We start from the raw sequence: 26,406 nt of genomic DNA, 5'->3' as shown, positions 1-26,406 counted from the left end.
CCCGATCCTAGAGGGTCACGCCGGGTGGCGTGCCGGTGCATGCCGGGCTCGCGGGCGGGAGCTTGAGCGAGGACAGGTAGTCGGCGGCGTAACGTGCCTGGCAGCCCTTGTTGTAGAGCTTCATGGCGTGGGTCCAGTCGGGCAGCACGGTCAGGCGGGCCCGCTTCCCCAGGTGCCTGGCCACGTTCGAGGCCCAGGTGACCGGGGTGGCGTTGTCGTAGCGGCTCTGCAGGAGCAGCAGTGGCGTGGTCGCCCCGGACGTGGGCGGGTGTTGCGGGTTTTTGACCGGCGCGGGCCAGCCCTGGCAGGTCAGGACCGCCTTCATCGCGTTCGGCGAGTAGCGGACGGTCGGCGCGACGGCGGCCGCGGCGGCGAGGTCGGCCTTGATCTCGGCGGCGTCGCGGTAGGCCATCGCGTAGTCCTGGCAGACGATCGGGTCGGCGTGGTTGATCCGTTTGGGGAGGGTGTCGTCGCCGTCGGTCCGCCACGGCCTGCCCTTGTCGAGTGTGTTCAGGAACAGGCCCACGGCCGGCCACGACGGCGTGAACAGCATCGCGTCGATCGTCGCGGTCACCGTGTACGGCGTCCACGCCCGCCCGTTCTCGTCCTCGCCCAGCTTGCCGCGTTCCGCCTTGGCGAGCACCCGCCGGTAGGCCGCGACCGGATCGTCCACCTCACACGTCTTGTCCTTGGCGCACCACGTCACGAACTGCCCGAAGGACTCCTCCAGCGCCCTGGCCGCGCTGACGGTGAAGGTCCGCCGGTCCAGGCTGTGGTCCATCACTCCATCCAGTACGGCTCCGCGCAACCGCTGCCCGAACCTGGCGGCGTACTCCTGGGCGAGCAGCGTGCCGTACGAGTGACCGTAGATCGTGATCTTGTCGGCTCCGATGGCCTGCCTGACCCGGTCGAGGTCCTGGGCGGCGCTGGCGCTGTCGAGGTGGTCGAACGCGGGCCCGGTGGCCTTTCTGCACGCCTCGGCGAGGGCGGCGGAGGCCTGACGCAGTTCGCGCAACTGGGCGTCGGTGGTGGGGAGGCGCTCCGGCCCGAGCGCCATGACCTGCGCGGCCGGGCAGGTGAGCGGGCTGCTGGCGCCGACGCCGCGCGGGTCGATGCTGACGATGTCGTGGCGGCGTTCGAGCCCGCCGAACTTCTTGCTCCCGATGAGCATCTCGACGCCCGGCTGACCGGGGCCGCCGGGCAGGTACACGATCGTGCCCTCGGACACGGGCGCCTTCCTGCGGGCCACGGCGATCTCGATGACCGGGCCGCCCGGCCGGCTCCAGTCGAGCGGGACCGTGACGTCAGCGCACTCGACCCCCTCGCCGCCGGGACACGGACGCCAGGCCGCGGCGGGCGCGCTCGGCTGGGGCTTGGCCGTGGTGGCGGCGGTGCCGCAGGCGGCCACGGCCACCAGCGGGGTCAGCAGGACGAGGGCGGTACGGATACGCACTGGGGGCCTTTCTTTCGTGTTCCCGATGGATACTCCAGGAACACCAGCACCCCGCGGATCAGCCGAAATACCCAGCACGGCGCCCCGAGGGTCGGCCGGACGGCCGACCCCGGACGTCATCCCGCCGACGTACTCAGACCTCGACGTTCTCCAGTACGCCGAGCGCGTCGGGCACCAGCACCGCCGCCGAGTAGTAGGTGGTCACCAGGTAGCTGATGATCGCCTTGTCGTCGATGCCCAGCTTGCGCACCGACAGTCCGGGCTCGTGCTCGTCGGGCAGCCCGGTGCGGGTCAGTCCGATCACGCCCTGTTTCTCCGTCCCCGTACGCATGACGATGATCGAGCTCAGCCCCTGCTCGCTGATCGGGATCTTGTCGGTGGGCAGGATCGGCACCCCGCGCCAGGCCATCACCTTGGCGCCGTTGACCTCGGTGACATCCGGCTGGATGCGGCGGGCGGTGCACTGCCTGCCGAGGGCGGCGATCGTCCGGGGGTGGGCGAAGAAGTAGTGGGAGCTGCGGCGGCGTGACAGCAGCTCGTCCATGTCGTGCGGGGTGGGCGGGCCGGTGCGGGTCTGGAAGCGCTGCTTGAGGTCGACGTTGTGCAGCAGCCCGAAGTCGCGGTTGTTGACGAGTTCGTGCTCCTCCCGTTCGCGCACCGCCTCGATGGTCAGGCGGAGCTGCTGCTCCGTCTGGTCCATCGGCCCGTTGTAGAGGTCGGCGACCCGCGTGTGCACCCGCAGCACGGTCTGGGCCACGCTCAGCTCGTACTCGCGGGGCCCGCGGTCGTAGTCGACGTACGTGCCGGGCAGCGTCGGCTCGCCCCTGTGGCCGGCGGACATGGCGATCTCGGCTTCGCCGTGCTTGTTGCTCGGGCCGGTCCTGGCGGGGCGGTCGAGGTGTTCGCGCAGGCTGTCGGAGCGCTCGCGCAGGCGGCCGGCGTCCTCCCGGGAGAGCACCAGCACCGTGCAGGCCGTCAGCGCTCTGGCGGGCTGGGCGCCCTCGCCGGTCAGGTCGCCCAGGTGGTCGCCGTCGGCCAGCATGCCGACGACGGTGGCGCGGCCGTACCCGCCGATGCCGGTTCTGGCGACCTTGCCGTGCGCGACCAGCACGATCTGCCCGTCCGGCACCTCCTGCCCCTCGACCAGGTCGTGCTGGACGAAGCGCTCGGCGAGCGCCCGCAGCTCGGCCGGATCCTCGAAGTCGTGCAGCGACGGCAGCTCGCGTAGTTCATCCGGAATCACCTGTACGGCGGCGCCGACCGAGGTGAAGCTCACCCGCCCGTCGCCCACGGTGTAGTTGAGCCGCCGGTTCACTCGGTACACGCCGCCGACCGCCTCCACCCACGGCAGCACGTGCAGCAGGTGGCGTGGCGTGATCTCCCGCATCTGCGGGACGGTCTTGGTGGTCGTGGCGAGCTTGCGCGCCGCCGCGGTCCCGAGGCTGAGCAGGGATTCTGTCATGGCGCGCCCATCGGTAGCAGGGAGTGGATCCGGCGGACCGCCGTGCCGAGGCCGGTGGGGCCCTGGGTCCAGCGGACGGCGGAGCGGCGGCGTAGCTCGGTCTCGGGGTAGCGGGTGGTCTGGGCGTGCCAGCGCAGGACGGAGGCCATCCAGTCCTGCAGCCCGGTCACGTAGCGGGCGACCGCGTTCCGCGTCTCGTCGTCGGCGCCGCGGGCGTCGAGCATGGCGGGCAGGTCGGTGCCGGCGACGTGCTCGAACTGGGTGATCCTGGCGGTCATGAGCTTGTTGACGATGGTGACGGCCCCGTCCAGGTCGCAGTCGAAGAAGTTGCGCATGACCAGCACGGCGTTGTGCAGGTCACCCTCGAACTGGATCTCCTTCTGGCAGGAGAACAGGTCGTTGAGCAGCGCGCCGTAGTCCGCCGCGGCGTTGGACAGGGCGAGGAGCTCGCGGGTGCGGAAGAGCTCGCCGGGCGGGCGCCGCGGGAGATGGAGCTGGGCCAGGTTGAACGTGAGGTCGGCGCCGAACGTCAGGCGGCGCATCTCGAGGTAGTCGACCGGATCGGGCACCCGGTTCTGGATGAGGTTGGCGATCTCCCATTCCCAGCTGTCGAGCATGACCTCGACACCGTGGCGGAAGGCCCGCCGGTCCTCCTCGCAGAGCAGGGCCGCGGTGCGTGCCCACAGGTCGGCCAGCCCTCGCTCCACGGCGTTGACGGCCGGGGTGAGCGGGAGCCGGCCGAGGGGCATGAACTCGCGCAGCCGCCGGTTGGACAGCTTGGCGCCGGTCAGGTCGTGACTGGCGCCGAAGACCTGCGGATAGTAGTCGTCGGCGTAGGTGCCCCAGGCCAGCCACTGGGTCGCCCGGTCGAGGGCTTCCGCTGAGGCGTCGGGGGCCAGGCCGGAGGCGCACAGCGCGAAGTCGAAGCTGGTCAGCTGCCGTTCGCTCCACAGCGCTGTGGACGGCAGGCCGGGCAGGCCGTCGCCGAAGCCCATCTCCCGGCACCAGCGCACCGCGTTCGCGCGAGCCTGTTCCAGGTGCGGGTTGTCGCGGACGGTGAACGGCATGGAGATCTGCGGCAGCCGTACCGTGGTCTCGGTGTAGGGGCGGTGGGAGAAGTTGCGCAGGCCGCTCTTCACGTGCGCGGGCGAGACGTTGAGCGGGCCGTGCTCGCGCCTGGCCTTGGTGTAGCGGCTGGAGGCCAGGTGCCAGGCGTGGCCGCCGGCCTGCCAGTCCTGCAGGCCCTTGACGTAACGCAGCACCCGCTCCTGCTCGTGCGGCGCCACCGCGTGCTCGGCGAACAGGACCGGCAGCTCGGTGAGCGTCGTGTGCTCGAACTGGTGCAGCCGCGAGGTGATCATGTCGTTGGTGATCTCGACGCCGCGCTGGGTGTCGCAGCCGAAGAAGTTCTCGCAGACCAGCACGGAGTTGGACAGCTCGCCTTCCGCCGCCACCTCCCGCTGGTAGGAGAACAGGTCGTTGCGCAGGTGCACGGCGTCGGCGAACGTCTCGGTGAGCACCCGGATCGGCCGGGTGCTCGCGAGGCGGGCGGGCAGTTCGGCGGCGACCGCGTGCTCGACCAGGCAGGCCGACCAGGGGGCGCCGCCGACCTTCCTGCGCGCCTCGATGTACTCGATGGGGTTGGAGACGAGACCCGAGTCGATGTGGAACAGCTCCCACATCGACTCCTGCGTGAGATCGCGGGTGACGGTGACGAAGCGGCGCCGCCACCCGTCCGTCATCGCCGGTACCGTCCTGGCCCACAGGTCCTTCAGGCCCAGCTCGACCGGGTTGGTCGGCTCGGGCGGGTCGTCGGCCATGAACAGGTCGATGCGGTCCAGGTAGGCCTGGGCGCCCTTGAGGTCCTTGGTGCGCTTGAAGGCGTGCAGGAAGTGGTCGTCGAAGAAGAACACCCAGACGTACCAGTCGGTGACGAGGTCGAGCTCCTGTGCCGGGCAGTCGGGGTGGGCGTAGGCGCACATCAGGCCGTAGTCGTGCGCCTCCAGGTCGGCGGGGCCCCAGATGTCGGGGTCGTCGAAGAAGCCCATCCGGGCCGCCCACGCGCGGGTGTGCGCGCGGGCGGTCTCCAGATGGGGGTTCAGTCTGGGCGGATACGGCAGGTAGAAGTCAGGCAGCTCATACGCCATCAGCCCACCTCGACGCTCTCCAGGATGCCGAGAGCGTCCGGCACGAGCACCGCCGCGGAGTAGTAGGTCGTGACCAGGTAGGAGATGACGGCCTTGTCGTTGATGCCCATGAAGCGCACCGACAGGCCGGGCTCGTACTCGTCCGGCAGCCCCGTGCGGGTCAGGCCGATGACACCCTGGGCCGCCTCGCCCACCCGCATCGCCATGATCGAGCTGAGGCCGGAGTCGCTGACCGGGATCTTGTTGCACGGCAGGATCGGCACCCCCCGCCACGACGGCGCCTTCTGCCCGTTGACCTCCACGCTCTGCGGGTAGATGCCCCGCTCGGTGCACTGGCGGGCGAACGCGGCGATCGCCCGCGGGTGCGCGATCAGGACGGCCGGGTTCTTCCAGACCAGGGCGAGCAGTTCGTCGAAGTCGTCCGGGGTGGGCGGGCCGGTCAGCGTGTGGATGCGCTGCTTGAGGTCGGCGTTGTGCAGCAGGCCGAACTCGCGGTTGTTGACCAGCTCGTTCTCCTGGCGCTCGCGCAGCGCCTCCACCGTCAGCCGCAACTGCTGCTGCGTCTGGTTCATCGGCTCGTTGTACAGGTCGGCCACGCGGGTGTGCACCCGCAGGATCGTCTGGGCGACGCTCAGCTCGTACTCGCGCGGCGCCAGGTCGTAGTCGACGAACGTGCCCGGCAGCGTCGGCTCGCCGGTGTGGCCGGAGGCCAGGACGATCTCCGCCTCGCCATGGGCGTTCAGCGACCGGTCGGGGTCGGCGGCCCACGCCTCGACGTGCTCGCGCAGGCCGTCGGTCTGGTCGGCGACCTCGTCGAAGGCCGACCTGGGCAGCGCGAGCACGGTGCACGCGGTGACCGCCTGGACGGTCAGGTCGTAGGTGCCCGCCTCGCCGGCCAGCGACCTGTCGCCGAAGTAGTCGCCGTCGGCCAGCACGCCGCGCACGGTCTGCTTGCCGTACGCGCCCTCGCCGAGCAGGCTGACCTTGCCGTGCGCCACCAGCACGACCTCGGTCGCCGGGGTGCCCGCCTCGACGATCACCGATCCGGCCTCGTACTCGCGCTGCGTGAACCGGTCGGCCAGGGCGGTCAGCACGTCGATATCGTCATAGCCGCGCAGCGCGGGCAGCTCGCACAACTCCGCGGGAATCACCCGCACAGCCGCTCCGGTGTTGGTGAAGGTGACCCTTCCGTCCCCGACCGTGTAGGTGAGCCGGCGGTTGACCCGGTACGCACCGCCGACGACCTCGACCCACGGCAGCGCCTTGAGCAGGTGCCGGGAGGTGATCTCCTGCATCTGCGGCTGCGTCTTGGTCGTGGTCGCCAGGTTGCGCGCGGCCTTCGTACCGAGGCTGAGGGGGCTCTCGTTGTTCAGGACGGATTCGGTCACAGGACACCACCTATCGGGGAGCGGAGCTCACGGAGCTCGGGCGGGAGGGAGAAGATCAGGCTTTCTTCGGCCAGCGTCACGGTCTGGACGTCGGCGAAGCCGCGCTCGGCGAGCCAGCCGAGCAGTTCGGCCACGAGGTGCTCGGGGACGGAGGCGCCGGAGCTGACGCCGACGGTCTCCACGCCGTCGAGCCAGCTCTCCTCGGCCTCGGCCACGCCGTCCACGAGGTGGCCGGCGCGGGCGCCGGCGGCGAGCGCGACCTCGACCAGGCGCCGGGAGTTGGAGGAGTTGGAGGATCCGACCACGATCACCAGGTCGCACTCGGGGGCGATGGCGGTGACCGCTTCCTGGCGGTTCTGGCTGGCGTAGCAGATGTCGTCGCTGGGCGGGTCGACGAGGCGGGGGTAGCGCTCACGCAGGCGTTCGACCGCGCCCATGGTCTCGTCCACCGAGAGCGTGGTCTGCGACAGCCAGCTGATCGGCCGGTCGGCCGGCAGGTCGAGCTCGTCGGTGCGGGCCGGGTCGACGACGTGCATGCGGTCGGGGGCCTCGCCGAGCGTGCCTTCGACCTCCTCGTGCTCCGCGTGGCCGATGAGCACGATGTCGTAGCCGGACTCGGCGAACCTGACCGCCTCTTTGTGCACCTTGGTGACCAGCGGGCAGGTGGCGTCGATGCTGCGCAGGCCGCGGACGGCAGCGGTGTCCTTGACCGCGGGCGAGACCCCGTGGGCGGAGAAGACGACCAGGCAGCCGTCGGGCACCTCGTCGAGCTCGTCCACGAAGACCGCGCCCCGCTTGGTGAGGTCGGCGACCACGAAGGTGTTGTGGACGATCTGCTTACGGACGTAGACCGGCGGGCCGTACCTCTTCAGGGCCTCCTCGACGGTGCGGATGGCACGTTCCACCCCGGCGCAATAGCCGCGCGGGGCGGCGAGCAGGACCCGCTTCACGCGCTGCGGTGCGTGAGCCGGTCGGCCATAAGGGTCAGCCCCTGCCGGGCGTGCTGGTCGATCGCGCATGTCCGCAACTCCTCAAGTCCGGTTCGGACCCGGCCGTCGATCATCGTCTCGACGCGGGCGAGTGCTCGGGTGTCGACGATGATCTGCCGCAGGTCGGCGGCGCGCTTCTCGTCGAGGTCGGGGTTGCCGTGCCAGGCGCGCAGCAGGCGCAGCGCGGGTCCGGTGGCCTCGGCGTAGGCGTGCGCGATCAGGACGGTGGCCTTGCCCTCGCGCAGGTCGTCGAGGACGGGCTTGCCGGTGACGCCCGGGTCGCCGAACACGCCCAGGACGTCGTCACGCAGTTGGAACGCCTCGCCGAGCGGCAGCCCGAAGCGTGAGTAGGACTCAAGGAGCGAGCGGGAGGCGCCGGCCAGGGCGCCGCCGATCTGCAGGGGGCGCTCGACCGTGTACTTGGCGGTCTTGTAGCGGATGACGGTGAGCGCGCGCTCGGCTTCCGGGTCGAGGTGCGACTGGATGTCGAGGTACTGGCCGGCGATCACCTCGGCGCGCATCCGGTTGAACAGCCGTCTGGGCGCGCCGCCCGTATCGCCGAAGAGCTCGTCGGACCAGGCCTGGGCGAGCACCCCGAGGAGAACGGCTGCGCTGTGGCCGAAGGGCTCGGCTCCCGGATGGCGCGGCGGGCGCGCCAAGCTCCTGTGCAGGGTGGGCCGGCCTCTGCGCAGGGCGCTGCCGTCCATGATGTCGTCGTGGATGAGCAGGCCCGCGTGGTAGAGCTCCAGCGCGGCGCCCGCGGCCACCGGGGCCACCTCGTCCGTGCCGCCGGCGCCGCGCGCCCCCCAGTAGCAGAGAAGGGGCCTGATCCGCTTGCCGCCCTTGACCACGAACTCGCGCAGGAGCCGGTGGCCCTCGGCCAGTTCCGGGTCGGCGACGGGAGCGGGGTGGGTGTCGATGAACTCGCTCAGCAGGTCGTCGACCGCTGTCCTGACCCTGTGGATGGTCGTGTCGACCGGCTCCACGGGGGGTTCCGCAACCTCCGCCGTCATGATCCGTTCTCCTCTTTCGAGATCGTCGGACACACACGAGAAGCTAGGTCACGAATACCCAGAGTGAAATCGGTCGTTCCATTGACCGGAACACCCGGTTCACGGACGTCCCCCGGCGGAGCCAGTATTCGACCACGACCGCAGCCGACCCTTGTGGAGCGATCATGGCGGCCCCTCCTGGCCTGGACGAATCTCTGCTCCAAACCATCACCTGCCCCCGCGACCTGCGCCTTCTCCCAGCCGCGCACCTGGGGACACTGGCTCGCGAGATCCGCGAGTTCCTCATCGAGAAGGTCATGGCGAGGGGCGGGCACCTCGGCTCGAACCTCGGCATGGTCGAGATCACGATTGCTTTGCACCGCGTCTTCCATTCCCCGGAGGACACACTTCTGTTTGACACTGGACATCAGGCATACGTCCACAAACTGCTCACCGGCCGGCGGGCCGACTTCGACAGCCTGCGCGCCCACGGCGGCCTCAGCGGCTACCCCTCGCGCGAGGAGTCGCCGCACGACCACATCGACAACTCCCACGCCTCCACCGCGCTCGCCTACGCCGACGGCATCGCCAAGGCCCGCAGGCTCAAGGGCGAGGAAGACCGCGCGGTGGTGGCCGTGGTCGGCGACGGCGCGCTGACCGGCGGGCTGGCCTGGGAGTCGCTCAACAACCTGAGCGACGGCGAGGGCCGCCCGGTCGTCATCGTGCTCAACGACAACGGCCGCTCCTACGCCCCCACCCACGGCGGCTGCGCCCGCAACCTCGGCACGCTGCTGGAGAACCTCGGCTTCGTCTACCTCGGCCCCGTCGACGGCCACGACGTCGCCGCCGTCGAGCGCGCGCTGCGCACCGCGCGCACGCTGCCGAGCCCCAGCGTCGTGCACTGCAAGACCCGCAAGGGGTACGGCTACCGCCCCGCCGAGCTGGATCTGGGCGAGCACATGCACGCCGTCCCGGCCAGCGACCCGCGTACCGGAAAACCGCTGTCGGCCGGGGGCCGGACCTGGACCCACGTCTTCTCCGAGCAGTTGTGCGCGCTCGGCGAGGCCAGGGCCGACCTGGTCGCGATCACCGCGGCGATGGCGGGACCCACCGGGCTTGAGGCGTTCGGCAGGCGCTTCCCTGGGCGGATGTTCGACGTGGGCATCGCCGAGCAGCACGCGATGGTGTCGGCGGCCGGGCTGGCGCTTGAGGGCTTCCACCCGGTGGTCGCCGTCTACGCCACGTTCCTCAACCGCGCCTTCGACCAGGTGCTCCTGGACGTGGCCATGCAACGGCTGCCGGTCACGATCGTCCTGGACCGGGCGGGCATCACCGGTCCCGACGGCCCCAGCCACCACGGCATGTGGGACCTGGCGATCCTGTCGGCGATCCCGGGCCTGCGGGTGGCCGCGCCGCGCGACGGCCGGCGGCTGCGCGAACTGCTCGGCGAGGCCGTGGCGGTGGAGGGCCCGACCGTGCTGCGCTTCCCCAAGGCCGGTGCGGACTCCGAGCTTGCCGCCGTGGAACGTTCCGAAGGCCTGGACGTGCTGTGGAACACCGGCGACGACGTGCTGCTCGTCGCGGTCGGCGCGACGGCCGAGGCGTGCGTGGAGGCGGCGGCGACACTGGCGGAGGAGGGCGTGGGGGTGCGGGTGGTCGACCCGCGCTGGGTGCTGCCCGTCGCCCCCGGCCTGGTCCGGGTGGCCGCCGCGCACCACCTGGTCGTCACCGTCGAGGACGGCGTGGTGGCCGGTGGGGCGGGAGCGGCGATCGGGCAGGCGTGCGCGGGCGGGACACGGGTGCGCCATCTCGGGCTGCCCCACGCGTTCGTCCCGCACGGCTCGCGCGAGCGGTTATTGGCCGACGCGGGACTGACCGGTCCGGGGATCGCGCACGCCGTACGGAAGGAGCTGGCCCGATGATCGAGCTCGGAATGCCGACGAGGAGGCCGAGGGTCTCGCGGCAGGTGATGGTGGGCGGCGTGCCGGTCGGCGGGGGCGCGCCGGTGAGCGTGCAGTCGATGACCACCACGCCCACCCACGACGTCAACGCGACGCTGCAGCAGATCGCGGAACTGACCGCGGCGGGCTGCCAGATCGTACGGGTGGCGGTGCCGACGCAGGACGACGCCGACGCGCTCGCCGACATCGCCCGCAAGTCGCAGATCCCGGTGATAGCCGACATCCACTTCCAGCCGCGCTACGTCTTCGCCGCCATCGACGCCGGGTGCGCGGCGGTGCGGGTGAACCCGGGCAACATCAAGAAGTTCGACGACAGGGTGGGCGAGATCGCGCGGGCGGCGGCGGACGCGGGCGTCCCGATCAGGATCGGGGTCAACGCCGGCTCCCTGGACCCCCGGCTGCTGGAGAAGCACGGCAAGGCGACGCCGGAGGCGCTGGTGGAGTCGGCGTTGTGGGAGTGCTCCCTGTTCGAGGAGCACGGGTTCCGCGACATCAAGATCTCGGTCAAGCACCACGACCCGGTCGTGATGATCGCCGCCTACCGCCGCCTCGCCGCGCGCTGCGACTACCCGCTGCACCTCGGCGTGACCGAGGCGGGGCCGCTGATGCAGGGGACGGTCAAGTCGGCGGTGGCCTTCGGGGTGCTGCTGGCCGAGGGCGTCGGCGACACGATCCGGGTCTCGCTGTCGGCGCCTCCGGTGGAGGAGGTCAAGGTCGGCATCGGCATCCTCGAATCTCTGGGGCTGCGGCAGCGCAAGCTGGAGATCGTCTCGTGCCCGTCCTGCGGACGGGCACAGGTGGACGTCTACCGCCTGGCCGAGGAGGTGTCGGCCGGGCTGGAGGGCTTCCCGTTCCCGCTACGTGTGGCGGTCATGGGCTGCGTGGTGAACGGGCCGGGCGAGGCCCGCGAAGCGGACCTGGGCGTGGCCTCGGGCAACGGCAAGGGTCAGATCTTCGTGAAGGGCAAGGTGATCAAGACCGTTCCTGAGTCGCGGATCGTGGAGACCCTGATCGAGGAGGCCCTGCGCCTGGCGGAGGAGCAGCCCCAGTAGGAGCGGCTCAGTAGGAGCTCCTGCGCGGGGCGGCGGTGGGGCGGCGGGACAGGTTGGCGCGGCCGGTGGGCTGGATGGCGCGGACCGCGTGCTCGCGCTTGGCGGCGCGGCCGTCGGCCTGCTCGGTGGTGGTGCCGGTGATGGAGCTGGGGAGCTTGATTCGCATCTGGTTCCTTTGTTTGAGACCACTTCGTTTGAAGTGCTGTCAACGTAGTACTACAGACGGAGTGGTGTCAACCCCACCTCGCGTCGGCCGCGAAATCCTCGAAGGACTTGGGCGGCCGGCCCGTCACCCGCCGCACCACGTCGGTCGGTACGGCGTCGCCCTTGGCACGCAGCGCCGCGAACGCCTCGATCTCCGCCCGCACGTCCGGCTCCGGCAGCCCGAACCCGGTCATGACGGCCAGGTAGTCCGCCTCCGAGCCCAGGTAGCGCACGGTCCGCCCCGAGGCCCGGCCGATGATCTCCACCGCCTCGGCGAAGGTCAGCGCGCGCGGCCCCGTCACCTCGTACGAGCGCCCCGCGTGCCCGTCCCCGACCAGGGCCGCCGCCGCCACGGCGGCGATGTCACCGGCGTCCACGAAGGCCTGACGGGCCTCGCCCAGCGGGACCGCGACCTCACCGGCGAGCACCGCCTCGCGCATCGCGCCCTCGTCGAAGTTCTGGTCGAACCACGACGGGCGCAGGATCGTCCACTCCACGCCGGAACCGCGCACCACCCGCTCGGCGGCCATCAGCCGCTCGTCGCCCATCACCTCGATGCCGCCGCTGGACAGCAGCACGATGCGGCGCACACCCGCCTCGACCGCCGCCGCCACGAACTCCGGGTCGACCGGCAGATCGTCCGGCGCCATCACGTACATGCGGTCGGCTCCGGCCAGAGCGGGCCGCCAGGTGGCGCGGTCGTTCCAGTCGAAGCGCACCTCACCGTGCCTTGACGCCGGCCGTACCGGATGGCCGGAGGACCGCAGAAGGCCCGTCAGGCGACGCCCCGTCGAGCCCGTCGCCCCCAGAACCAGGATCTCGTTCATGCCGCACCCCTTCTTAAGGAAAGCTGGGAATGCCCCATTCGCTGGGAAATCAACCCACAAGAGCGGCCAATAATTGCGGACCACCGCTTTCTGGAGGTCAGCGACGTGAGTCAACTCAGCAGACGAACCTTCATCGCAGGTACGGCTGCCGCAGCCGCGGTCACCAGCGCCCCCGCCGCCGCGGCCAAGCCGAAACGCCCCAACATCCTGCTGATCGTCACCGACGATCACAGGAGGGAGACCGAGTGGGCGATCCCGTCGATCGTCGACCTGATCGGCGGGCAGGGAGTCGCGTTCTCCCAGGGCTGCGTCACCACGCCCCTCTGCTCGCCCTCACGCGCGTCGATCATGTCGGGCCGCTACGCCCGCAACCACGGCGTCGTCGACAACACCGCCCCCGGCCGGCTCGACCAGGACACCACGGTGCAGAGCCACCTGCGCGCGGGCGGCTACCGGACCGGCCTGTTCGGCAAATACCTCAACGCCTGGGACCTGAACCAGGCCCCGCCGAACTTCGACGACTTCGCGATCATGCGCCCCGCCTACCGCCGCGCCCAGTGGAACGTCAACGGCACCGTGGGCCGCCGCCCCGGCTACACGACCACGCTCGTCAGGCGGCACGCGCTGGAGTTCATCAAGGCCAACAAGGACCAGCCGTGGTTCCTGTACCTGTCGCCGTACGCCTCCCACGGGCCGAACACCCCCGAGGACAAATACGCCAACCTGCCCGTGCCCGCCTGGGACGGCAACCCCGCCGTGGCCGAGACCGACAAGAGCGACAAACCGCCCTACATACAGAACGCCACCCAAGACCTGGCAGCGGGGCAGAAGGTCCGCCAGGCCCAGCTGCGCACGCTGAAGTCGGTGGACGACCTGTTCAAGGCGGTCAGGGCGGAGCTCGTGGCGCAGGGCAAGCTCGACGACACGCTGATCATCTTCATCGGCGACAACGGCTTCAGCTGGGCCGACCACGGCCACATCGGCAAGAGCGTGCCCTACCAGCCGGCCTTCCGCGTGCCGTTCTACCTGTCGTGGCCGGCGGGCGGCTTCGGCAAGGGCACGGACGACAACCGCCTGGCCGCCAACATCGACGTCGCCCCGACCATCCTGGACGCCGCCGGGATCCGGCCGCGTACCCGGATGGACGGCAGGTCGCTGCTGCGCGGCGGCAGGCGGAGCCACCTGTTCCTGGAGTTCCACGGCCAGGCCGACGGGCCGGGACCAGGCGTCTGGGCCTCGGTCTACACCGGCTCCCGCATCTACACCGAGTATTACGACGGCGGCGGCGGGGTGAAGTTCCGCGAGTACTACGACCTGCGCAAGGACCCCCACCAGTTGGAGAACCGGGTACGCGCCGACGACCTGGCCAAGCAGCTAGCCACTGCGCGCGGGCTGTAGGCAGAACTCGTTGCCCTCGGGGTCGGCCAGCACGATCCAGTCCTCGTGCCTGGCCGACTCGACGGCGCCGAGCGCCCGCAGGCGTACGCCCTCGGCCTCGACGTCGGCGGCGCGCACGTCGAGGTGCACCCGGTTCTTCACCGTCTTGGGCTCGGGCACGAGGACGAACCACAGCCTCGGCGCCCCCGGCGGCCCTTCGACCAGCACCGTCGGGTCCTCCTCAGGGCCGGACAGGCCGCGGGCGCGCAGGCGCTCCAGCTCCGCCTCGTCGTACGGCGCCACGGCGTAGTCGTCGAGCAGTTCCGCCCAGAACCTCGCCTGCGCGGCGGGGTGACGGCAGTCGAACACGATGTCATGGAGCAGTGCCATCCGCCCATGCTGGCAGGCGGAGGCGGAACACCGCACCCGACGGCGACTCTTCGCAGGTCAGCGTGCCGCCGTGGGCCAGGGCCAGGCCGCGGGCGATCGGCAGGCCGAGCCCGGCGCCGCCCGAGGCGGTGTCCCGGCGGACGAACCGGTGGAAGATCAGGTCGCGTGCCGACGGCGGCACCCCGGGGCCGGTGTCGGCTACGTCCACGATCGCCTCACCGGCCTCGCCCTTGACCGTCACGGTGACCAGGCCGTCCGGCGGGGTGTGCCGGCGGGCGTTGTCGAGCAGGTTGGCGATGATCTGGCCGAGCCGCTGGGCGTCACCGATCACCGCGGCCTCCTCCCCCTCGACCGCCACGGTGATCTCCGGCGCGCGCAGCATGACCCGGTCGGCCTCGGCCTCGCACAACGCCCGCAACTGGACGGGCTCGCGGTGCAGGCCGAGCCCGGCGTCGATCCTGGCCAGTGCGAGCAGGTCGTCGACCAGGCGTCCGGCCCGCCGCGTCTCGCGCACCAGCAGCAGTTGCATGCGCTCGCGCTCCTCGGCCGGCATCGCGGCGGGCGCCTGGAGCACCGCCTCGGCCGTCGCCTGGATGCCCGCCAGCGGCGTACGCAGCTCGTGGGCGACGTCGGCGAGGAACTGCCGTGAGCGGTTCTCCGACTCGCGGGCCTGCTGCTCGGCGCCCTCCAGCGAGTCGAGCATCGAGTCGAACGCGGCGGCGGTGCGCCCCAGCTCGGTGTCGGTACGCTCCGGCGCCAGCCGCTTGCCGCGCTGCCCCTGGGCGATCTGCCTGGCCAGCCCCGCCAGGTCGTCCATCGGCCGGGTCGCGCGCCGCAGCGCGACGGGCAGCACGAAGCCGAGCGCGGCCAGCGCCGCCAGGCCGGCGACCAGCATCAGCATGCGCAGGGTGGTGCGCGGCCCGTCGATCGACTCGGTGTCGGCGTAGAGCGTGAGCAGCCCGCCGCCAGGCAGCCGCCTGGTCAGGGTCAGGTCGCCGAGATCGGCCGCGAAGCCGCCGAGCGTGTGGCGGCGGCCGGCCAGGTCCACGAGCACCGCCTCGATGCCGGCGCCGCTGACCCGGCGCACCAGCCGGTCCGGCATGACCTTGCGCCGGTCGAGCTGGACGGCGAACTGGGCGCGGTCGACCAGCCGGTCCTGGGCCTGGTTCCTGGCCAGCAGGCCGAACAACGCGTCCACGGCCAGCAGCAGCACGACCAGCGTGACGGCGACGACCAGCAGGGTCGCCCCGGCCACCCGGCCGCGCAGTGAGCCGGCGGGCCGGCCGTACCGTCTCATCGGGGTCCGTCCAGGACGTAGCCGAGCCCGCGCACGGTGTGCAGGACCCGCTCGCCCGAGCTTTCGAGCTTGCGGCGCAGCGCGCTGACGTGCACCTCGACCAGGTTGGGGTCGTAGGCGTCGTAGCCCCAGACGCTGGTGAGCAACTGCGTCTTGCTCAGCACCTGGCCGCGGTGGAGCGCCAGGTGGCCGAGCAGCCGCAGCTCGGTCCTGGTCAGCTCGACCGGCCGGCCGTCACGCAGGACCAGTCCCTTGTCCACGTCGATGATCAGGCTGCCGATCTGCAGCGTCGACGGCGTACGGCGCAGCCGCCTGAGCACCGCGCCGACCCGCGCGGTCAGCTCCGACAGCTCGAACGGCTTGGCCACGTAGTCGTCGGCGCCCGCCTGCAGCCCGCGCAGCCGGTCGGAGACGCCGTCCCTGGCCGTGAGCACGATGACCCCGGCGTCGCTGCGCCCGCGCACCACCTCCAGCAGCGCGAACCCGTCGCGGCCCGGCAGCATGAGGTCGAGCACGACCAGGTCGGGCTGGAAGGTGTTGAGCTCCTGCTCGAAGCCGGTGCCGTCGGGCACGCCGCGGGCCACGTACCCCGCCGACCCCAGCCCGGACAGCACGGCGAGCCGGATCGCCTCCGCGTCCTCGATCACCATCACCCGCGCCGAACTGGTCATCCGCCCATTATGCGAACCCACCGGACCGGACAAAACGCCCCTCAGGCAATCTTCAGCGTGATCTGGAGTGGAATTCCGGGAGCGTATGTCTGGGGCAGCCCACATCGTGGAGGTCTGAGCGGTGCCCTGACCGTCGGTCTCGGTGAACATCTCGCGCCGGTACTTGGGCGTGGGCATGCGGCTGTAGACCACGCGACGATCTCGCCGGATATCGGGGTGACGAGGAGCCGCGAGCTCGGTCGTTCACGGCCGAGAAGCCGACCCTTCCCACACGTCCTCGTTGTAGCGTTCGGCGACGCGCAGCTCCTCCAGCCAGGCCTCGCTCGCGGCCCGGCCGGCGCCGGTGCGCTCGCCGTGGACGCGGGCCAGTGCCGCCCGCACCGCCGGGGCCATGCGGCCGCCATCGCCGCAGACGTAGACGCGGCCGCCGTCCTCCAGCACGCGCCACACCTCGTCCGCCTCGCGCAGGAGCCGGTCCTGCACGTAGCGCAGGCCGTTCTCCGGAGCCTCGCTGAACGTCGGGCGCAGGCTGACCACGCCCGCCGCCTCGGCCTCCTCCAGCTCCGCGCGGTGCAGGTAGTCGATGTCCGGGGCGTCGCAGCCGAAGTAGCACAGCAGCGTGCCGCGGGCGCGGCGGTGCAGGCGCTCCATGACGACGGCGCGGAACGGGGCCAGGCCGGTGCCCGCGCTGACCAGGATCGCCGGGGTGCGCTCGTCGGCCAGGCCGTGGAAGGCGGCCGGGCCCGGCACCACCCGCGCCTGCACGGCGGCGCCCGGCTCGACCTCGGACAGGTGACTGGAGGCGACGCCGTGGAACCATCCGGCGCCGGTCCGGTTCGGGCCGCTCAGCTGCGAGACCATCAGGTCCACCGCGTCGGGGCGGGCCAGCGGGGAGGTGGAGATCGAGTAGTTGCGCGGGCGCAGGGCCGGCATGAGCTCCAGGAACACCTCGAACGGCAGCTCGCACGCCGGATACTCCTCCAGCAGAGCCAGGACCGTCGTCTGGGCCGGGTCCGCGGCTTCCAGGCCGGCCCTGGTGTGGGGGCAGCGGGTGTGGGCGGCCAGCGTGCGCACCTGGTGGGCGGTGGCCGGGCGCTGCAGCTCCAGGAAGCCGGACAGGAGTTCGCGCACGGTCACCGGGGTGTCGAGGGGAAGCTGGGTGCGGGTACGGCGGGCCTGGCGCAGCCGTACGAGCTGGGCGGGGTCGAGGCCGAAGCGGGCGGCGGCGCGCTCGACCAGGTGCGGCGGGTTCTCCGGCAGGACGGCGAGGTGGTCGCCGGTGCGGTAGGTGACGCCCCGCGGCAGTTCCAGGCGGAGGTGGCGTTTCTGGCGGCCGTCCGGGTGGGTGAGCGGCTCGGCGAGCAGCACGCGCATGGGGCGCACGCCGTGGTGCTCGGCGCGCTCCTCGGCGGGCGACCTGATCACGGACTCCAGGCGGAACGCGGGCCCGTCCGGCGAGGCCTTTTCCGAGCCGTCCAGGGCTTGCCACAGGTTGGCGGTCCAGGCGTCGACGGCGCCTTCCAGGTCGCCGGAGGCGTCCACCACGCCCCGCTCGGCCAGGCGGCTCGCACCCGTCTCGGCCAGCCGTTCGTCGATCAGCTTGGGGACGCGCTGGAACGTGACCGCCCAGTTGCGGTCGCCCACCCCCAGCACCGCGTACGGCGTGCCGGGCACCGTGTCCACCGTGGCCAGCCAGTCCATGAACCGGGTCGCGTCGTCGGTCGGGCGGCCGTTGTAGGAGGCGGCCACGATGACGACCGGGGTGTCGGCCAGCGTGCCCGCGGCCTCGTCCAGGGAGGAGACCTTGGCGGCGAAGCCGCGTTCCTCCGCCTCGGCGGCCAGGTCGTGGGCGATGGCCGAGCAGGTGCCCATGTTGGAGCCGTACAGGATGGAGAGCGCCGAGCCCGGCGCGGCCCTCTTCACCTGCGGCTCCGGCTCCGCCGCCTCGGCCACGGGGCGGGTACGGCGGTCGGCGGCCGTGCGGGGCTCGACCTGGAGCGTGAAGCCGTCGGGCTTCAGTGTGAGGGTCTCCTTGACCTCCAGGTCGTAGTCCGCATCGCCGGTCAGGTGGAAGCGGTGCGCCAGCAGTCCCAGCACCAGCGTCGCCTCGTGCAGCGCGAACTGCCTGCCGATGCAGGCCCGTTCACCGCTGCCGAACGCCTTGAACGCGTGCGGCGGCCGGGCGTCCTGTGCCTCGGGGGCGAAGCGGCCGGGGTCGAACAGCTCCACGTTCCTGCCCCAGGCGGGGTCGCGGTGCAACTGGGGTGTCAGCACGAACAGCGACTCGCCGGCCTTGATCTCGTACCGGCCGCCGATCACCGTGTCGGCCAGCGCCTCCACCGCGAACCCCGGGGCCGTCGGCCACAGCCGCAGGCTCTCCATCAGCACCTGGCGGGTGTAGCTCAGCCTGCCCACGTCGGCGTACGACGGGTCGGGCTCGGCCACGTCGCCCCACAGCGTGTCCACCTCCTCCTGGACCCTGGCCAGCACGGCCGGGTTCCTGGCCAGGTAGTACAGGGCGAAGGAGAGCGCGCCCGAGGTGGTCTCGTGCCCGGCGATCAGGAACGTGATCACCTGATAGCGGATGTTGAGGTCGTCGAGCGGCTCGCCGGTCTCGGGGTCGGTGCTGTGGAGCATGCGGCCGAGCAGGTCGCCGGTGCTCTGGTCGCCCGACTCCCTGCGCAGCCTGATCACCTCGTCGACGAGTTCTTCCATGGCGCGCACGTCCTCGTGGAAGCGCCGGGTGCGCTTGCGGTAGAGGACGTCGAGGCCGGGGATGAAGGCGCCCTTGGCCTGGGCGTACTTCAGCGCGCCGACGAGCGAGCCGATGAACGGGTGCGGCTCCGCGCTCTCGAAGGAGGCGAAGTCGTAGCCGAACCCGCACAGGCCGATGGTGTCGAGCGTCAGGCGGGTCATGTCCGCGCTCACCTGTACCGGCTCCTGCCCGGCCCGCGACCAGGAGTCCACCAGCTTCCTGGCGACGCCGAGCATGGTCGCGTGGTAGCCGCGCATGGCGGAGACGGAGAAGGCGGGCAGCAGGATGTCGTGCGCCTTGCGCCAGTTGGGCTCGTCGCCGTAGGCGGTGAACAGCCCGTCGCCCGCCAGGGGCCGCAGGTTGACCAGGTCGGGGTGGACGTTCTTGCGGAAGCGGGTCTCGTCGCAGAGTTCGGTGACGAGGTCGAGGCCGGTGACGATCACGGACTCCTCCCCGAAGGCGCCCAGCTTGAAGATCGGGCCCCAGGTGCCGGCCAGCTCGCACAGGTAGGCGACCTGCCGGTCCACCGGCACGCTCAGGGCATGACCGACGATCGGCAGGGCGGGCGGCGACGGAATCTCGGCTGTGGACACGCGAACGTTCCCTTCTGCTGGTGTACGCCTTCGCCGCCAGGCTAGCACGAGACTTTGTCACTCGACTAAGTCGATCGAACAGCACCCGCTTCTGCGTGTCCGGGGGTGTCGGGGCCGTTGGGACATCGGAACTTCGCGCAGGTCACAGCCGATAGGGTGCGGGCATGGCTCATGTTCCCGCCGCCGAGCGGCGCCCGCAGATCGTGGAGGCGGCGATCGGGCTCATGGCCCGCGAAGGCGTCGCGGCCGGGAGCACCAGGGCCATCGCCGCCGAAGCGGGCGTCGCGCAGGCGATGGTGCACTACACCTTCGGCTCCAAGCAGGAGCTCTACCGGTCGGTGCTGGAAGACCTCGGCAGATCCCTGGTCACCCGGGTCCAGGCGGCCATGCCCACCGACGCCGGCTTCGGCGAGACGGTCTCGGCGCTGGTCAACGAGCTGTGGCGGACGGTCACCGAGGAGCGCGAGCGCTACCGGCTGCTGGTGGAGCTGATCATGCTGTCCCTGCGCGACCCGGTGTTGCGCCAGGTGGCCTCCGAGTTCACCCACGACCTCGACGCCACCGCGGCGCGCCTGCTCGCCGACGCCGCCACGCGCGCCGGGCAGGATCTCGCGCTGCCCGCCGAGGAGATCGCCCGCTTCTTCCTCAGCGGGTTCGACGGGATCGTGACCCGGTACCTGACCGACGACTACGACCTCGCCGCCTGCGAATCGACCCTGCGCCTCATGCTCGACACCACCCTCGCGCTCGCCGTACCGGATGCTCGCCCTGGGCCGGACGCTCGGCTTGGATCGGACGCTCGCCTCGGGACGGAGGCTCGCCTTGAACGGTGAGATACGCACGCGCGTTTCCGCCTACGCCATCGTCACCTCGGCCGGGCGGCTGCTGCTGACCCGGCTGTCGGAGAGTTCCCCGATCTTCCCGCCCGGCGCGTGGCACCTGCCGGGCGGCGGGATCGACCCCGGCGAGCAGCCCGAGCAGGCGCTGGCCCGCGAGCTGCGCGAGGAGACCGGCCTCGACCTCACCGGCGCGCGCCTGGTCGCCGCCAGGACGTACGCGGTGACCCGGCTCGGGGTGAGCTGGCACCTGACCGGCCTGTTCTACGCCGCCGAGGTCGCCCCGGGCTCTCCGGCGGTGACCGAGACGAACGGCACCACCGACGCGGTGACCTGGCTGCCGATCACGGACCTGGGTTCGGGTACGGCGCTTTCCCCCGCCGCGGCCGACGCCCTGCGCCTGCTCGGTGAGGGCTACCAGCGGTTGTGAACCTGGGCGCGGATACGGCGGTCGTAGAGGTCTTCGACGGCGGCCAGCGTCTCGGGCGGCAGCGCGGGCAGGGCGGCGGCAGCGGCGTTGGCCTTGGCCTGGTCCACCGTGCTGGCGCCCGGGATCACCGTGGTCACCCCAGGCTGCTGGATCACCCAGCGCAGGGCCGTCTGCGCGGGGCTCGCCCCGGCCGGGGCGAGCGCGGCGAACTCGGCCGCCGCCTCCAGGCCGGTCTCGTAGTCGACGCCGGAGAACGTCTCCCCCACGTCGAACGCCGCGCCGTGCCGGTTGTAGGCGCGATGGTCGTCGGCGGCGAAGACGGTGTCGCGGCGGAAGCGCCCCGACAGCAGGCCTGACGCCAGCGGCACCCGGGCGATGATCGCGACCCCGGCCGCGTGCGCCGCCGGGAGCACGCGTTCGAGCGGCTTACGGCGGAAGGCGTTGAGGATGATCTGCACGCAGGCGACACCCGGCCGGGCGATCGCGGCCAGCGCCTCGTCGCAGGTCTCGACGCTCACTCCGTAGGCGGCGATCCGGTCCTCCCGTACGAGCGTGTCGAGCGCGTCGTAGACCTCGCCGGTGTCGAACACCGGGGTCGGCGGGCAATGCAGTTGCACCAGGTCGAGCCGGTCGACGCCGAGGTTGGCGCGCGAGCGGTCGGTCCACTCCACGAAGTTCTTCAGGGTGAACTCGGCCGGATCCTGCGGACCGCGACGGCCCATCTTCGTGGCGACCGTGAGGCCGTCGTGCTCGCGCAGGAACCGGCCGATGAGGCGTTCGCTGCGGCCGTCGCCGTACACGTCGGCGGTGTCGAGGAAGGTCACGCCCGCCGCGACGGCGGCGTCGAGGATGGCGAGCGCGTCGCGCTCGTCCACGGTCCCCCAGTCGGCGCCGAGTTGCCAGGTGCCGAGGCCGACGACCGAGGCGGATTGTCCTGTCCTGCCGAATGCTCGCTGCTCCACGGGCTCCACCCTAGAACGGGGCGCAGCCGGGCAGGACACCCGGCGCGACGGCCGTCCCGTGGCCGCGCCTTTCGGCGTCTCCCTTCGGGGCAACCGGGGCTCTCCACGACGTGCCTGCGACGGCGGGGTTCGCCCTGCCGTACGTCCGCGAGTGCCGTATTCTGCCGCCCATCCAGCGGCTGAGCGAGCGCTTCCGGGGCACCATCCGTGCGCGAGGCCGAACGCGTCCCCCGCGGGCTCGTCACACCCGCAGGCTCGTCCCCGTGGGCTCGTCCCCCGCGGGCTCGTCGCGCCCGCGGGGACGAGCGACGCCAGATCAGGAGCCGACATGCCGATCATGAACTGGGCGGGCAACGTCACCTTCGGCGCGGCCCGCGTCCACCGGCCGCAATCCCTCGACGAGCTGCGCCGCGTGGTAGCGGCAGCGCCGCGCGTACGGGCCCTGGGCAGCGGCCACTCCTTCAGCCTGGTCGCCGACACCGGCCACGACCTGGTCCGCCTGGACGGCCTGCCGCCCACGGTGGAGATCGACGCCGAGCGCTCGACCGCGACCGTCGCCGCCGGCCTGCGTTACGCCGAGGTCGCCGGGCACCTGCACCGCGCCGGATTCGCGCTGGCCAACATGGCCTCGCTCCCCCACATCTCGGTCGCCGGATCGTGCGCGACCGGCACCCACGGCTCCGGCGACGGCCTCCGCTGCCTGGCCGCCGCCGTCGTCGCCCTCCAGCTCGTCGGCCCCGACGGCGACCTGGTCGAACTGAGCCGCGAGCACGACCCCGACGTCTTCCCCGGCGCCGTCGTCGCGCTCGGCGCGCTCGGCGTCGTCACCCGGCTGACGCTGGAGATCGAGCCCGCCTTCGACGTGGCGCAGCGGGTCCGGCTCGACGTGCCGCTTGAGGAGGTGTCCAAGCGTTTCGACGAGGTGTACGGCGCGGCCTACAGCGTCAGCGCGTTCACCGACTGGCGCGGCGGCAAGGCCGAGGTGTGGCTCAAGCACCGCCTCGACGAGGAGCGCTCCGGCGACGGACGGCCGGAAGGCGACTCGGCGGAAAGGGGCAGGACGGAAGGCGGCAGGACGGAAGGCGGCAGGACGGGAGGCGGCAGGACGGGAGGCGGGTCGGCGGGAAGCGGCAGGGCGGAAGGCTGGGCGGGGAGCGGCTGGGCGGGAGGCCGGGCCGCCGAGCGGCCGGTGCACCCGGTGCCCGGCATGCCGCCCGAGTCCTGCACGGAACAGCTCGGGGTGCCGGGCCCGTGGCACGAACGGCTGCCGCACTTCCGCCCCGAGTTCGTGCCCGGCGCGGGCGAGGAACTGCAGTCGGAGTACTACCTGCCCCGCGAGGCCGCGGGCAAGGCCTTCGAGGCGATCAGGGAGATCGGCCCGCTGGTGGCGCCCGTGCTGCACGTCTCGGAGGTGCGTACCGTCCGCGGCGACGACCTGTGGCTCAGCCCCGCCTACGGCCGCGACACCGTCACCCTGCACTTCACCTGGATCCGCGACGCGGCGGCGGTCATGCCCGCCCTGGCCGAGGTCGAGGAGCGGCTCATACCACTGGGCGCCCGCCCACACTGGGGCAAACTCACCACCACCAAACCCCGGCAGATCAGCGCGATGTACGAGCGGGCGCCCGAGTTCGGGCGGCTGGCCCGCGACCTGGACCCATCCGGCAAGTTCCGCAACCCCTACGTGGACGCCCTCTTCCCCGCCTAACCCCTCGTCGTCCCCGTCTCGGCCCTGACCCTGCGGACCTGCGTCGCGAGCAGGCGGCCGACCAGGTGAGCGTCGATGCCCGGCCCCATGTCGGCCAGCAGGTACGGGCGGCGATGCGGGTGACGAGGCGGCCAATGGCTATTGCCGGTCCTGCTGCTCGGGCGCGTAGATGTGGCGCCAGTGCTCCGCCGAGTTACGCAGGTCGTCGCTGACCCGAAAGAGGAACTGGCCCAGTTTGTCCAGGCGGGTTCCGGCGGGCGTGTCCACGCCGAGTGCCTGGGCGCTGTCGCGTGAGGCCTCGGCGATCAGGGTGTTGATCCGGACGCTGGCCAGCATGGCCTGGTACCACACGTCGTCGTCCATGACGTAGCGCTCGGCTCGGCCGCGGGGGTCGCGCTCGCGCTTGATGATCTCCATTTCCTCCAGGTAGGCGACCGCCTTGGAGATCGAGGCGGGGCTGACACTCAGGCGTCGCACGAGCTCGGCCGAAGTGAGGCTGCCGCCGTCGGTGGTGAACAGCGCGGCGAGCACTCTGGCCATCATCTGCGGCAGCCCGCTCTGCATCAGCAGCTCGGTGAGGTGCGTGGACACCCGCTCCACGACCCGGGGATCGCGGGCGCCGAGGTCGGCGGCCCTCGCCGACGCCGACCGGCCGGAGCCCTGGGGGCGGACGGGCTGCCTGCTGGCCCGGTGGGCCTGGTCGGGGTGGTACTCGTTCGGGCCGCCGTTGCGCATGACCTCGCGGGTGATGGTCGAGGTGGGCCGGTCGAGGGCACGGGCGATGGCGGCGTACGTCATTCCATCGCGCAGTCCCACGGCGATCTGACGGCGGTCCTGCTGGGTGAGCCTCTGTCCGGGCATCGGGCTCCTTGCTCAAGCGATCGGGAGTCAGCCTAGCGCAGTGCAAACGCTAGTTGCATTAACTGACAGCCCCTACGCAACAATTCTATGTTATTTACCTGCATATTTGCATCTAGATTCGCCGAATTGTGATTGACGAATTCGCGTATGCAACGTAATTTTCGAGATGTCGCAAAGACCCGCCAGGCAAGGACACGCCTGCGGTTCGCGGAGGGCTCCCGGGATGATGGCCGGATGTGACAGATAACTGTCGTTGCGGCCACTCTGCGCATTCGGTGACAATCAGGACATGTCCACCGCACACCGCGTTGTGATCGCGCTCTTCCCGAACGTCGACCTGCTCGACGTCACCGGCCCGGCCGAGGTGTTCGCCCTGGCCAACCGGGTCAGCGGCCGCGCCCTGTACGAGGTGCTGCTGGCCGGGCCCCAAGGCGGCCACGTCACCACGTCCGCCGGGGTGCGGCTGGTCGCCGACCTGTCGTTCGACGAGGTCGGCGACCGGGTGGACACCCTGCTGGTACCCGGCGCCGTGGACGTCACCCCAGAAGGCCCGCTCGCCCTGACGGATCCCGACGTGGTGGCATGGGTCCGGCGAACCGCTCCGATCGCCCGCCGCGTGGCATCGGTGTGCGTAGGCGCGCACATTCTGGCGGAGGCCGGACTGCTGGACGGCCTCACGGCCACCACCCACTGGTCCACCGCCGCGCAACTGGCCGCCGACCACCCGAACATCACCGTCGACCCCGACCCGATCTTCGTACGGTCGAGCGGCCAGGTGTGGACGGGCGCGGGCATCAGCGCCTGCCTGGACCTGACCCTCGCGCTCGTCGCCGACGACCACGGCGAGGAGACCGCGCTGGCGGTGGCCCGCGAACTGGTCATGTACCTCAAACGGCAGGGCGGTCAGAGTCAGTTCAGCGTCCCGATGGCCCACGCCGCCACCGGCCGCCGCGACATCGACGACCTGCGCCTGTGGATCGCCGAACACCTGGCCGAGGAACTCACCGCCGTCGAAATGGCGGCCCGGATGGGGCTGAGCCAGCGCCAGTTCACCCGCGTGTTCCGGCAACGTACCGGCAGCACTCCCGGCGCCTACATCGAGGCCGCTCGCGTGGAGGCGGCACGGCGCCTCCTGGAAACCACCGACCTGCCCTTGCCCCAGGTGGCGGCCGACAGCGGCTTCGGTTCAGTGGAAACCCTGCACCGCGCCTTCCGCCGCCGCCTGGGCACCGGCCCCGGCTCCTACCGCCGCCGCTTCCGCACCGTGGCCTGACCCACCCACCTCACCTACCGACCTCGTCTGACGGCCCAAGCCCGCACCTCCTACGGCGTAAGCCTGCGCGAAATCCCGAGGCGCGTACCCGCAAGCCACCCAGAAATCCCGAGGCGCAAGCCTGCCAGACAACCCGAGAGGAACCCCACCATGAGCACCACCACTTCGCCCACCCTCCGCCAGGTCTCCGGCCTGCCCACCGACCCGGCCCGCCTGACCGACGCCACCCTGATCATGATCGACTACCAGAACACCTACAGCACCGGCGTCATGGCTCTCACCGCCGCCGACCAGGCCCTCACCGCAGGAGCCCGCCTGCTCGAACGCGCCCGTACCACCGGCACGAAGGTCATCCACATCATCAACGACGGCGGCCCCGACACCCCCTACGACATCCGGGCCGAGATCGGCGCCATCAACCCGCGCGTCGCACCGCGCGACGGTGAGCCGGTGGTGGTCAAGACGTTCCCCAACGCCTTCCACGAGACCGACCTCCAGCAGGTCCTGACCGGCCTGAACGCGGGCCCCGACCTCATCCTGGCGGGCTTCATGACCCACATGTGCGTCATGTTCACCGCGCAGGGAGCCTTCAACCTGGGCTACCGCCCCACGATCGTCGCCGACGCCTGCGCCACCCGCCCCCTCTCCGCCCCGGACAGCACGGTGGTGCCCGCCGCCACCCTGCACACCGCCGCCCTGACCACGATCGGCGATCTGTTCGGCGTGGTGGCCCCCAACGCCGACGCCCTCCCGATCTGACCTCCCCACCGAAGCGACA

General features: G+C 71.5%; 22 protein-coding genes. 8 read left to right on the top strand and 14 right to left on the bottom strand.

The window, feature by feature from the left end; translation table 11 throughout:
- Window positions 1-7 precede the first annotated feature (7 nt).
- The 6 genes from ACIBHY_RS11400 to ACIBHY_RS11375 form a co-directional block, all read right to left on the bottom strand.
- On the bottom strand, window positions 8-1,453 hold the full coding sequence (locus ACIBHY_RS11400) for an alpha/beta fold hydrolase (protein ID WP_397306632.1): 1,446 nt from the start codon (window positions 1,451-1,453) through the stop codon (window positions 8-10).
- A 133-nt stretch (window positions 1,454-1,586) separates the two neighbouring features.
- Window positions 1,587-2,915: a family 2B encapsulin nanocompartment shell protein gene (locus ACIBHY_RS11395; RefSeq protein ID WP_397306631.1), complete on the bottom strand. Its 1,329-nt coding sequence runs from the start codon at window positions 2,913-2,915 to the stop codon at window positions 1,587-1,589.
- On the bottom strand, window positions 2,912-5,062 hold the full coding sequence (locus tag ACIBHY_RS11390; RefSeq protein ID WP_397306630.1) for a germacradienol/geosmin synthase: 2,151 nt from the start codon (window positions 5,060-5,062) through the stop codon (window positions 2,912-2,914). The genes ACIBHY_RS11395 and ACIBHY_RS11390 overlap by 4 nt, the downstream gene beginning before the upstream one ends.
- Window positions 5,062-6,450, bottom strand: a complete 1,389-nt coding sequence (locus ACIBHY_RS11385; RefSeq protein ID WP_397252383.1) for a family 2B encapsulin nanocompartment shell protein — start codon at window positions 6,448-6,450, stop codon at window positions 5,062-5,064. The genes ACIBHY_RS11390 and ACIBHY_RS11385 overlap by 1 nt, the downstream gene beginning before the upstream one ends.
- Complete coding sequence (locus ACIBHY_RS11380) at window positions 6,447-7,400, bottom strand: 4-hydroxy-3-methylbut-2-enyl diphosphate reductase (protein WP_397252382.1); 954 nt, start codon at window positions 7,398-7,400, stop codon at window positions 6,447-6,449. The genes ACIBHY_RS11385 and ACIBHY_RS11380 overlap by 4 nt, the downstream gene beginning before the upstream one ends.
- Window positions 7,397-8,452, bottom strand: a complete 1,056-nt coding sequence (locus ACIBHY_RS11375; RefSeq protein ID WP_397252381.1) for a polyprenyl synthetase family protein — start codon at window positions 8,450-8,452, stop codon at window positions 7,397-7,399. Before ACIBHY_RS11375 ends, ACIBHY_RS11380 begins: the two co-directional genes overlap by 4 nt.
- 164 nt (window positions 8,453-8,616) lie before the next feature.
- Here ACIBHY_RS11375 and ACIBHY_RS11370 point away from each other — a divergent pair, with 164 nt between their 5' ends.
- Complete coding sequence (locus ACIBHY_RS11370) at window positions 8,617-10,353, top strand: 1-deoxy-D-xylulose-5-phosphate synthase (protein ID WP_397252380.1); 1,737 nt, start codon at window positions 8,617-8,619, stop codon at window positions 10,351-10,353.
- Window positions 10,350-11,444 (top strand): flavodoxin-dependent (E)-4-hydroxy-3-methylbut-2-enyl-diphosphate synthase, encoded by a 1,095-nt coding sequence (gene ispG, locus ACIBHY_RS11365; RefSeq protein WP_397252379.1) that lies wholly within the window; start codon window positions 10,350-10,352, stop codon window positions 11,442-11,444. Before ACIBHY_RS11370 ends, ispG begins: the two co-directional genes overlap by 4 nt.
- Window positions 11,445-11,451: 7 nt before the next feature.
- Here the strand turns inward: ispG and ACIBHY_RS11360 are convergent, their stop codons facing one another.
- On the bottom strand, window positions 11,452-11,610 hold the full coding sequence (locus tag ACIBHY_RS11360; RefSeq protein WP_397252378.1) for a hypothetical protein: 159 nt from the start codon (window positions 11,608-11,610) through the stop codon (window positions 11,452-11,454).
- Between the two features lie 67 nt (window positions 11,611-11,677).
- Window positions 11,678-12,475, bottom strand: a complete 798-nt coding sequence (locus tag ACIBHY_RS11355) for an NAD(P)H-binding protein (RefSeq protein ID WP_397252377.1) — start codon at window positions 12,473-12,475, stop codon at window positions 11,678-11,680.
- Window positions 12,476-12,580: 105 nt separating this feature from the next.
- On the opposite strand from ACIBHY_RS11355, the gene ACIBHY_RS11350 reads away from it, so the two are divergent.
- Window positions 12,581-13,873: a sulfatase gene (locus ACIBHY_RS11350; protein ID WP_397252376.1), complete on the top strand. Its 1,293-nt coding sequence runs from the start codon at window positions 12,581-12,583 to the stop codon at window positions 13,871-13,873.
- Here the strand turns inward: ACIBHY_RS11350 and ACIBHY_RS11345 are convergent.
- The 4 genes from ACIBHY_RS11345 to ACIBHY_RS11330 all read right to left on the bottom strand — a co-directional run bounded on the left by ACIBHY_RS11345 (window position 13,850) and on the right by ACIBHY_RS11330 (window position 19,558).
- A complete protein-coding gene (locus ACIBHY_RS11345; protein WP_397252375.1) occupies window positions 13,850-14,242 on the bottom strand; it encodes a VOC family protein in 393 nt (130 codons plus the stop codon). The two genes, ACIBHY_RS11350 and ACIBHY_RS11345, sit on opposite strands and share 24 nt — an antisense overlap.
- Window positions 14,226-15,539 (bottom strand): ATP-binding protein, encoded by a 1,314-nt coding sequence (locus tag ACIBHY_RS11340; protein ID WP_397252374.1) that lies wholly within the window; start codon window positions 15,537-15,539, stop codon window positions 14,226-14,228. The genes ACIBHY_RS11345 and ACIBHY_RS11340 overlap by 17 nt, the downstream gene beginning before the upstream one ends.
- On the bottom strand, window positions 15,536-16,210 hold the full coding sequence (locus ACIBHY_RS11335) for a response regulator transcription factor (protein WP_397252373.1): 675 nt from the start codon (window positions 16,208-16,210) through the stop codon (window positions 15,536-15,538). Before ACIBHY_RS11335 ends, ACIBHY_RS11340 begins: the two co-directional genes overlap by 4 nt.
- Before the next feature lie 243 nt (window positions 16,211-16,453).
- On the bottom strand, window positions 16,454-19,558 hold the full coding sequence (locus ACIBHY_RS11330) for a bifunctional cytochrome P450/NADPH--P450 reductase (RefSeq protein WP_397306629.1): 3,105 nt from the start codon (window positions 19,556-19,558) through the stop codon (window positions 16,454-16,456).
- A 164-nt stretch (window positions 19,559-19,722) separates the two neighbouring features.
- Between ACIBHY_RS11330 and ACIBHY_RS11325 the strand changes: the two genes are divergently transcribed.
- Window positions 19,723-20,391 carry a TetR/AcrR family transcriptional regulator gene (locus ACIBHY_RS11325; RefSeq protein ID WP_397252371.1) on the top strand — a complete coding sequence of 223 codons (669 nt, stop codon included), beginning with the start codon at window positions 19,723-19,725 and terminating at the stop codon, window positions 20,389-20,391.
- A complete protein-coding gene (locus ACIBHY_RS11320) occupies window positions 20,381-20,824 on the top strand; it encodes an NUDIX hydrolase (RefSeq protein WP_397252370.1) in 444 nt (147 codons plus the stop codon). Before ACIBHY_RS11325 ends, ACIBHY_RS11320 begins: the two co-directional genes overlap by 11 nt.
- Here the strand turns inward: ACIBHY_RS11320 and ACIBHY_RS11315 are convergent.
- Window positions 20,809-21,786, bottom strand: a complete 978-nt coding sequence (locus tag ACIBHY_RS11315; protein ID WP_397306628.1) for an aldo/keto reductase — start codon at window positions 21,784-21,786, stop codon at window positions 20,809-20,811. The genes ACIBHY_RS11320 and ACIBHY_RS11315 overlap by 16 nt on opposite strands.
- A 328-nt stretch (window positions 21,787-22,114) precedes the next feature.
- Between ACIBHY_RS11315 and ACIBHY_RS11310 the strand changes: the two genes are divergently transcribed.
- Window positions 22,115-23,494, top strand: coding sequence for a D-arabinono-1,4-lactone oxidase (locus tag ACIBHY_RS11310; RefSeq protein WP_397306627.1), 1,380 nt, complete (start codon window positions 22,115-22,117; stop codon window positions 23,492-23,494).
- 138 nt (window positions 23,495-23,632) lie between these two features.
- Here the strand turns inward: ACIBHY_RS11310 and ACIBHY_RS11305 are convergent, their stop codons facing one another.
- Window positions 23,633-24,355, bottom strand: coding sequence for a helix-turn-helix domain-containing protein (locus ACIBHY_RS11305; protein WP_397252367.1), 723 nt, complete (start codon window positions 24,353-24,355; stop codon window positions 23,633-23,635).
- A gap of 289 nt (window positions 24,356-24,644) precedes the next feature.
- Between ACIBHY_RS11305 and ACIBHY_RS11300 the strand changes: the two genes are divergently transcribed.
- Both ACIBHY_RS11300 and ACIBHY_RS11295 read left to right on the top strand, forming a co-directional pair.
- The gene (locus ACIBHY_RS11300) at window positions 24,645-25,628 is read left to right on the top strand and encodes a GlxA family transcriptional regulator (protein ID WP_397306626.1); all 984 of its coding nucleotides are present in this window, start codon (window positions 24,645-24,647) and stop codon (window positions 25,626-25,628) included.
- A gap of 150 nt (window positions 25,629-25,778) precedes the next feature.
- Entirely contained in the window at window positions 25,779-26,387 is a 609-nt protein-coding gene (locus ACIBHY_RS11295) for a cysteine hydrolase family protein (RefSeq protein ID WP_397252365.1), read from the top strand.
- The last annotated feature ends 19 nt before the right edge of the window (window positions 26,388-26,406 follow it).

It is taken from the genome of Nonomuraea sp. NPDC050547, from assembly GCF_044457345.1.
GTDB lineage: Bacteria > Actinomycetota > Actinomycetes > Streptosporangiales > Streptosporangiaceae > Nonomuraea.
This window is presented reverse-complemented; position numbering and strand designations above follow the sequence as displayed.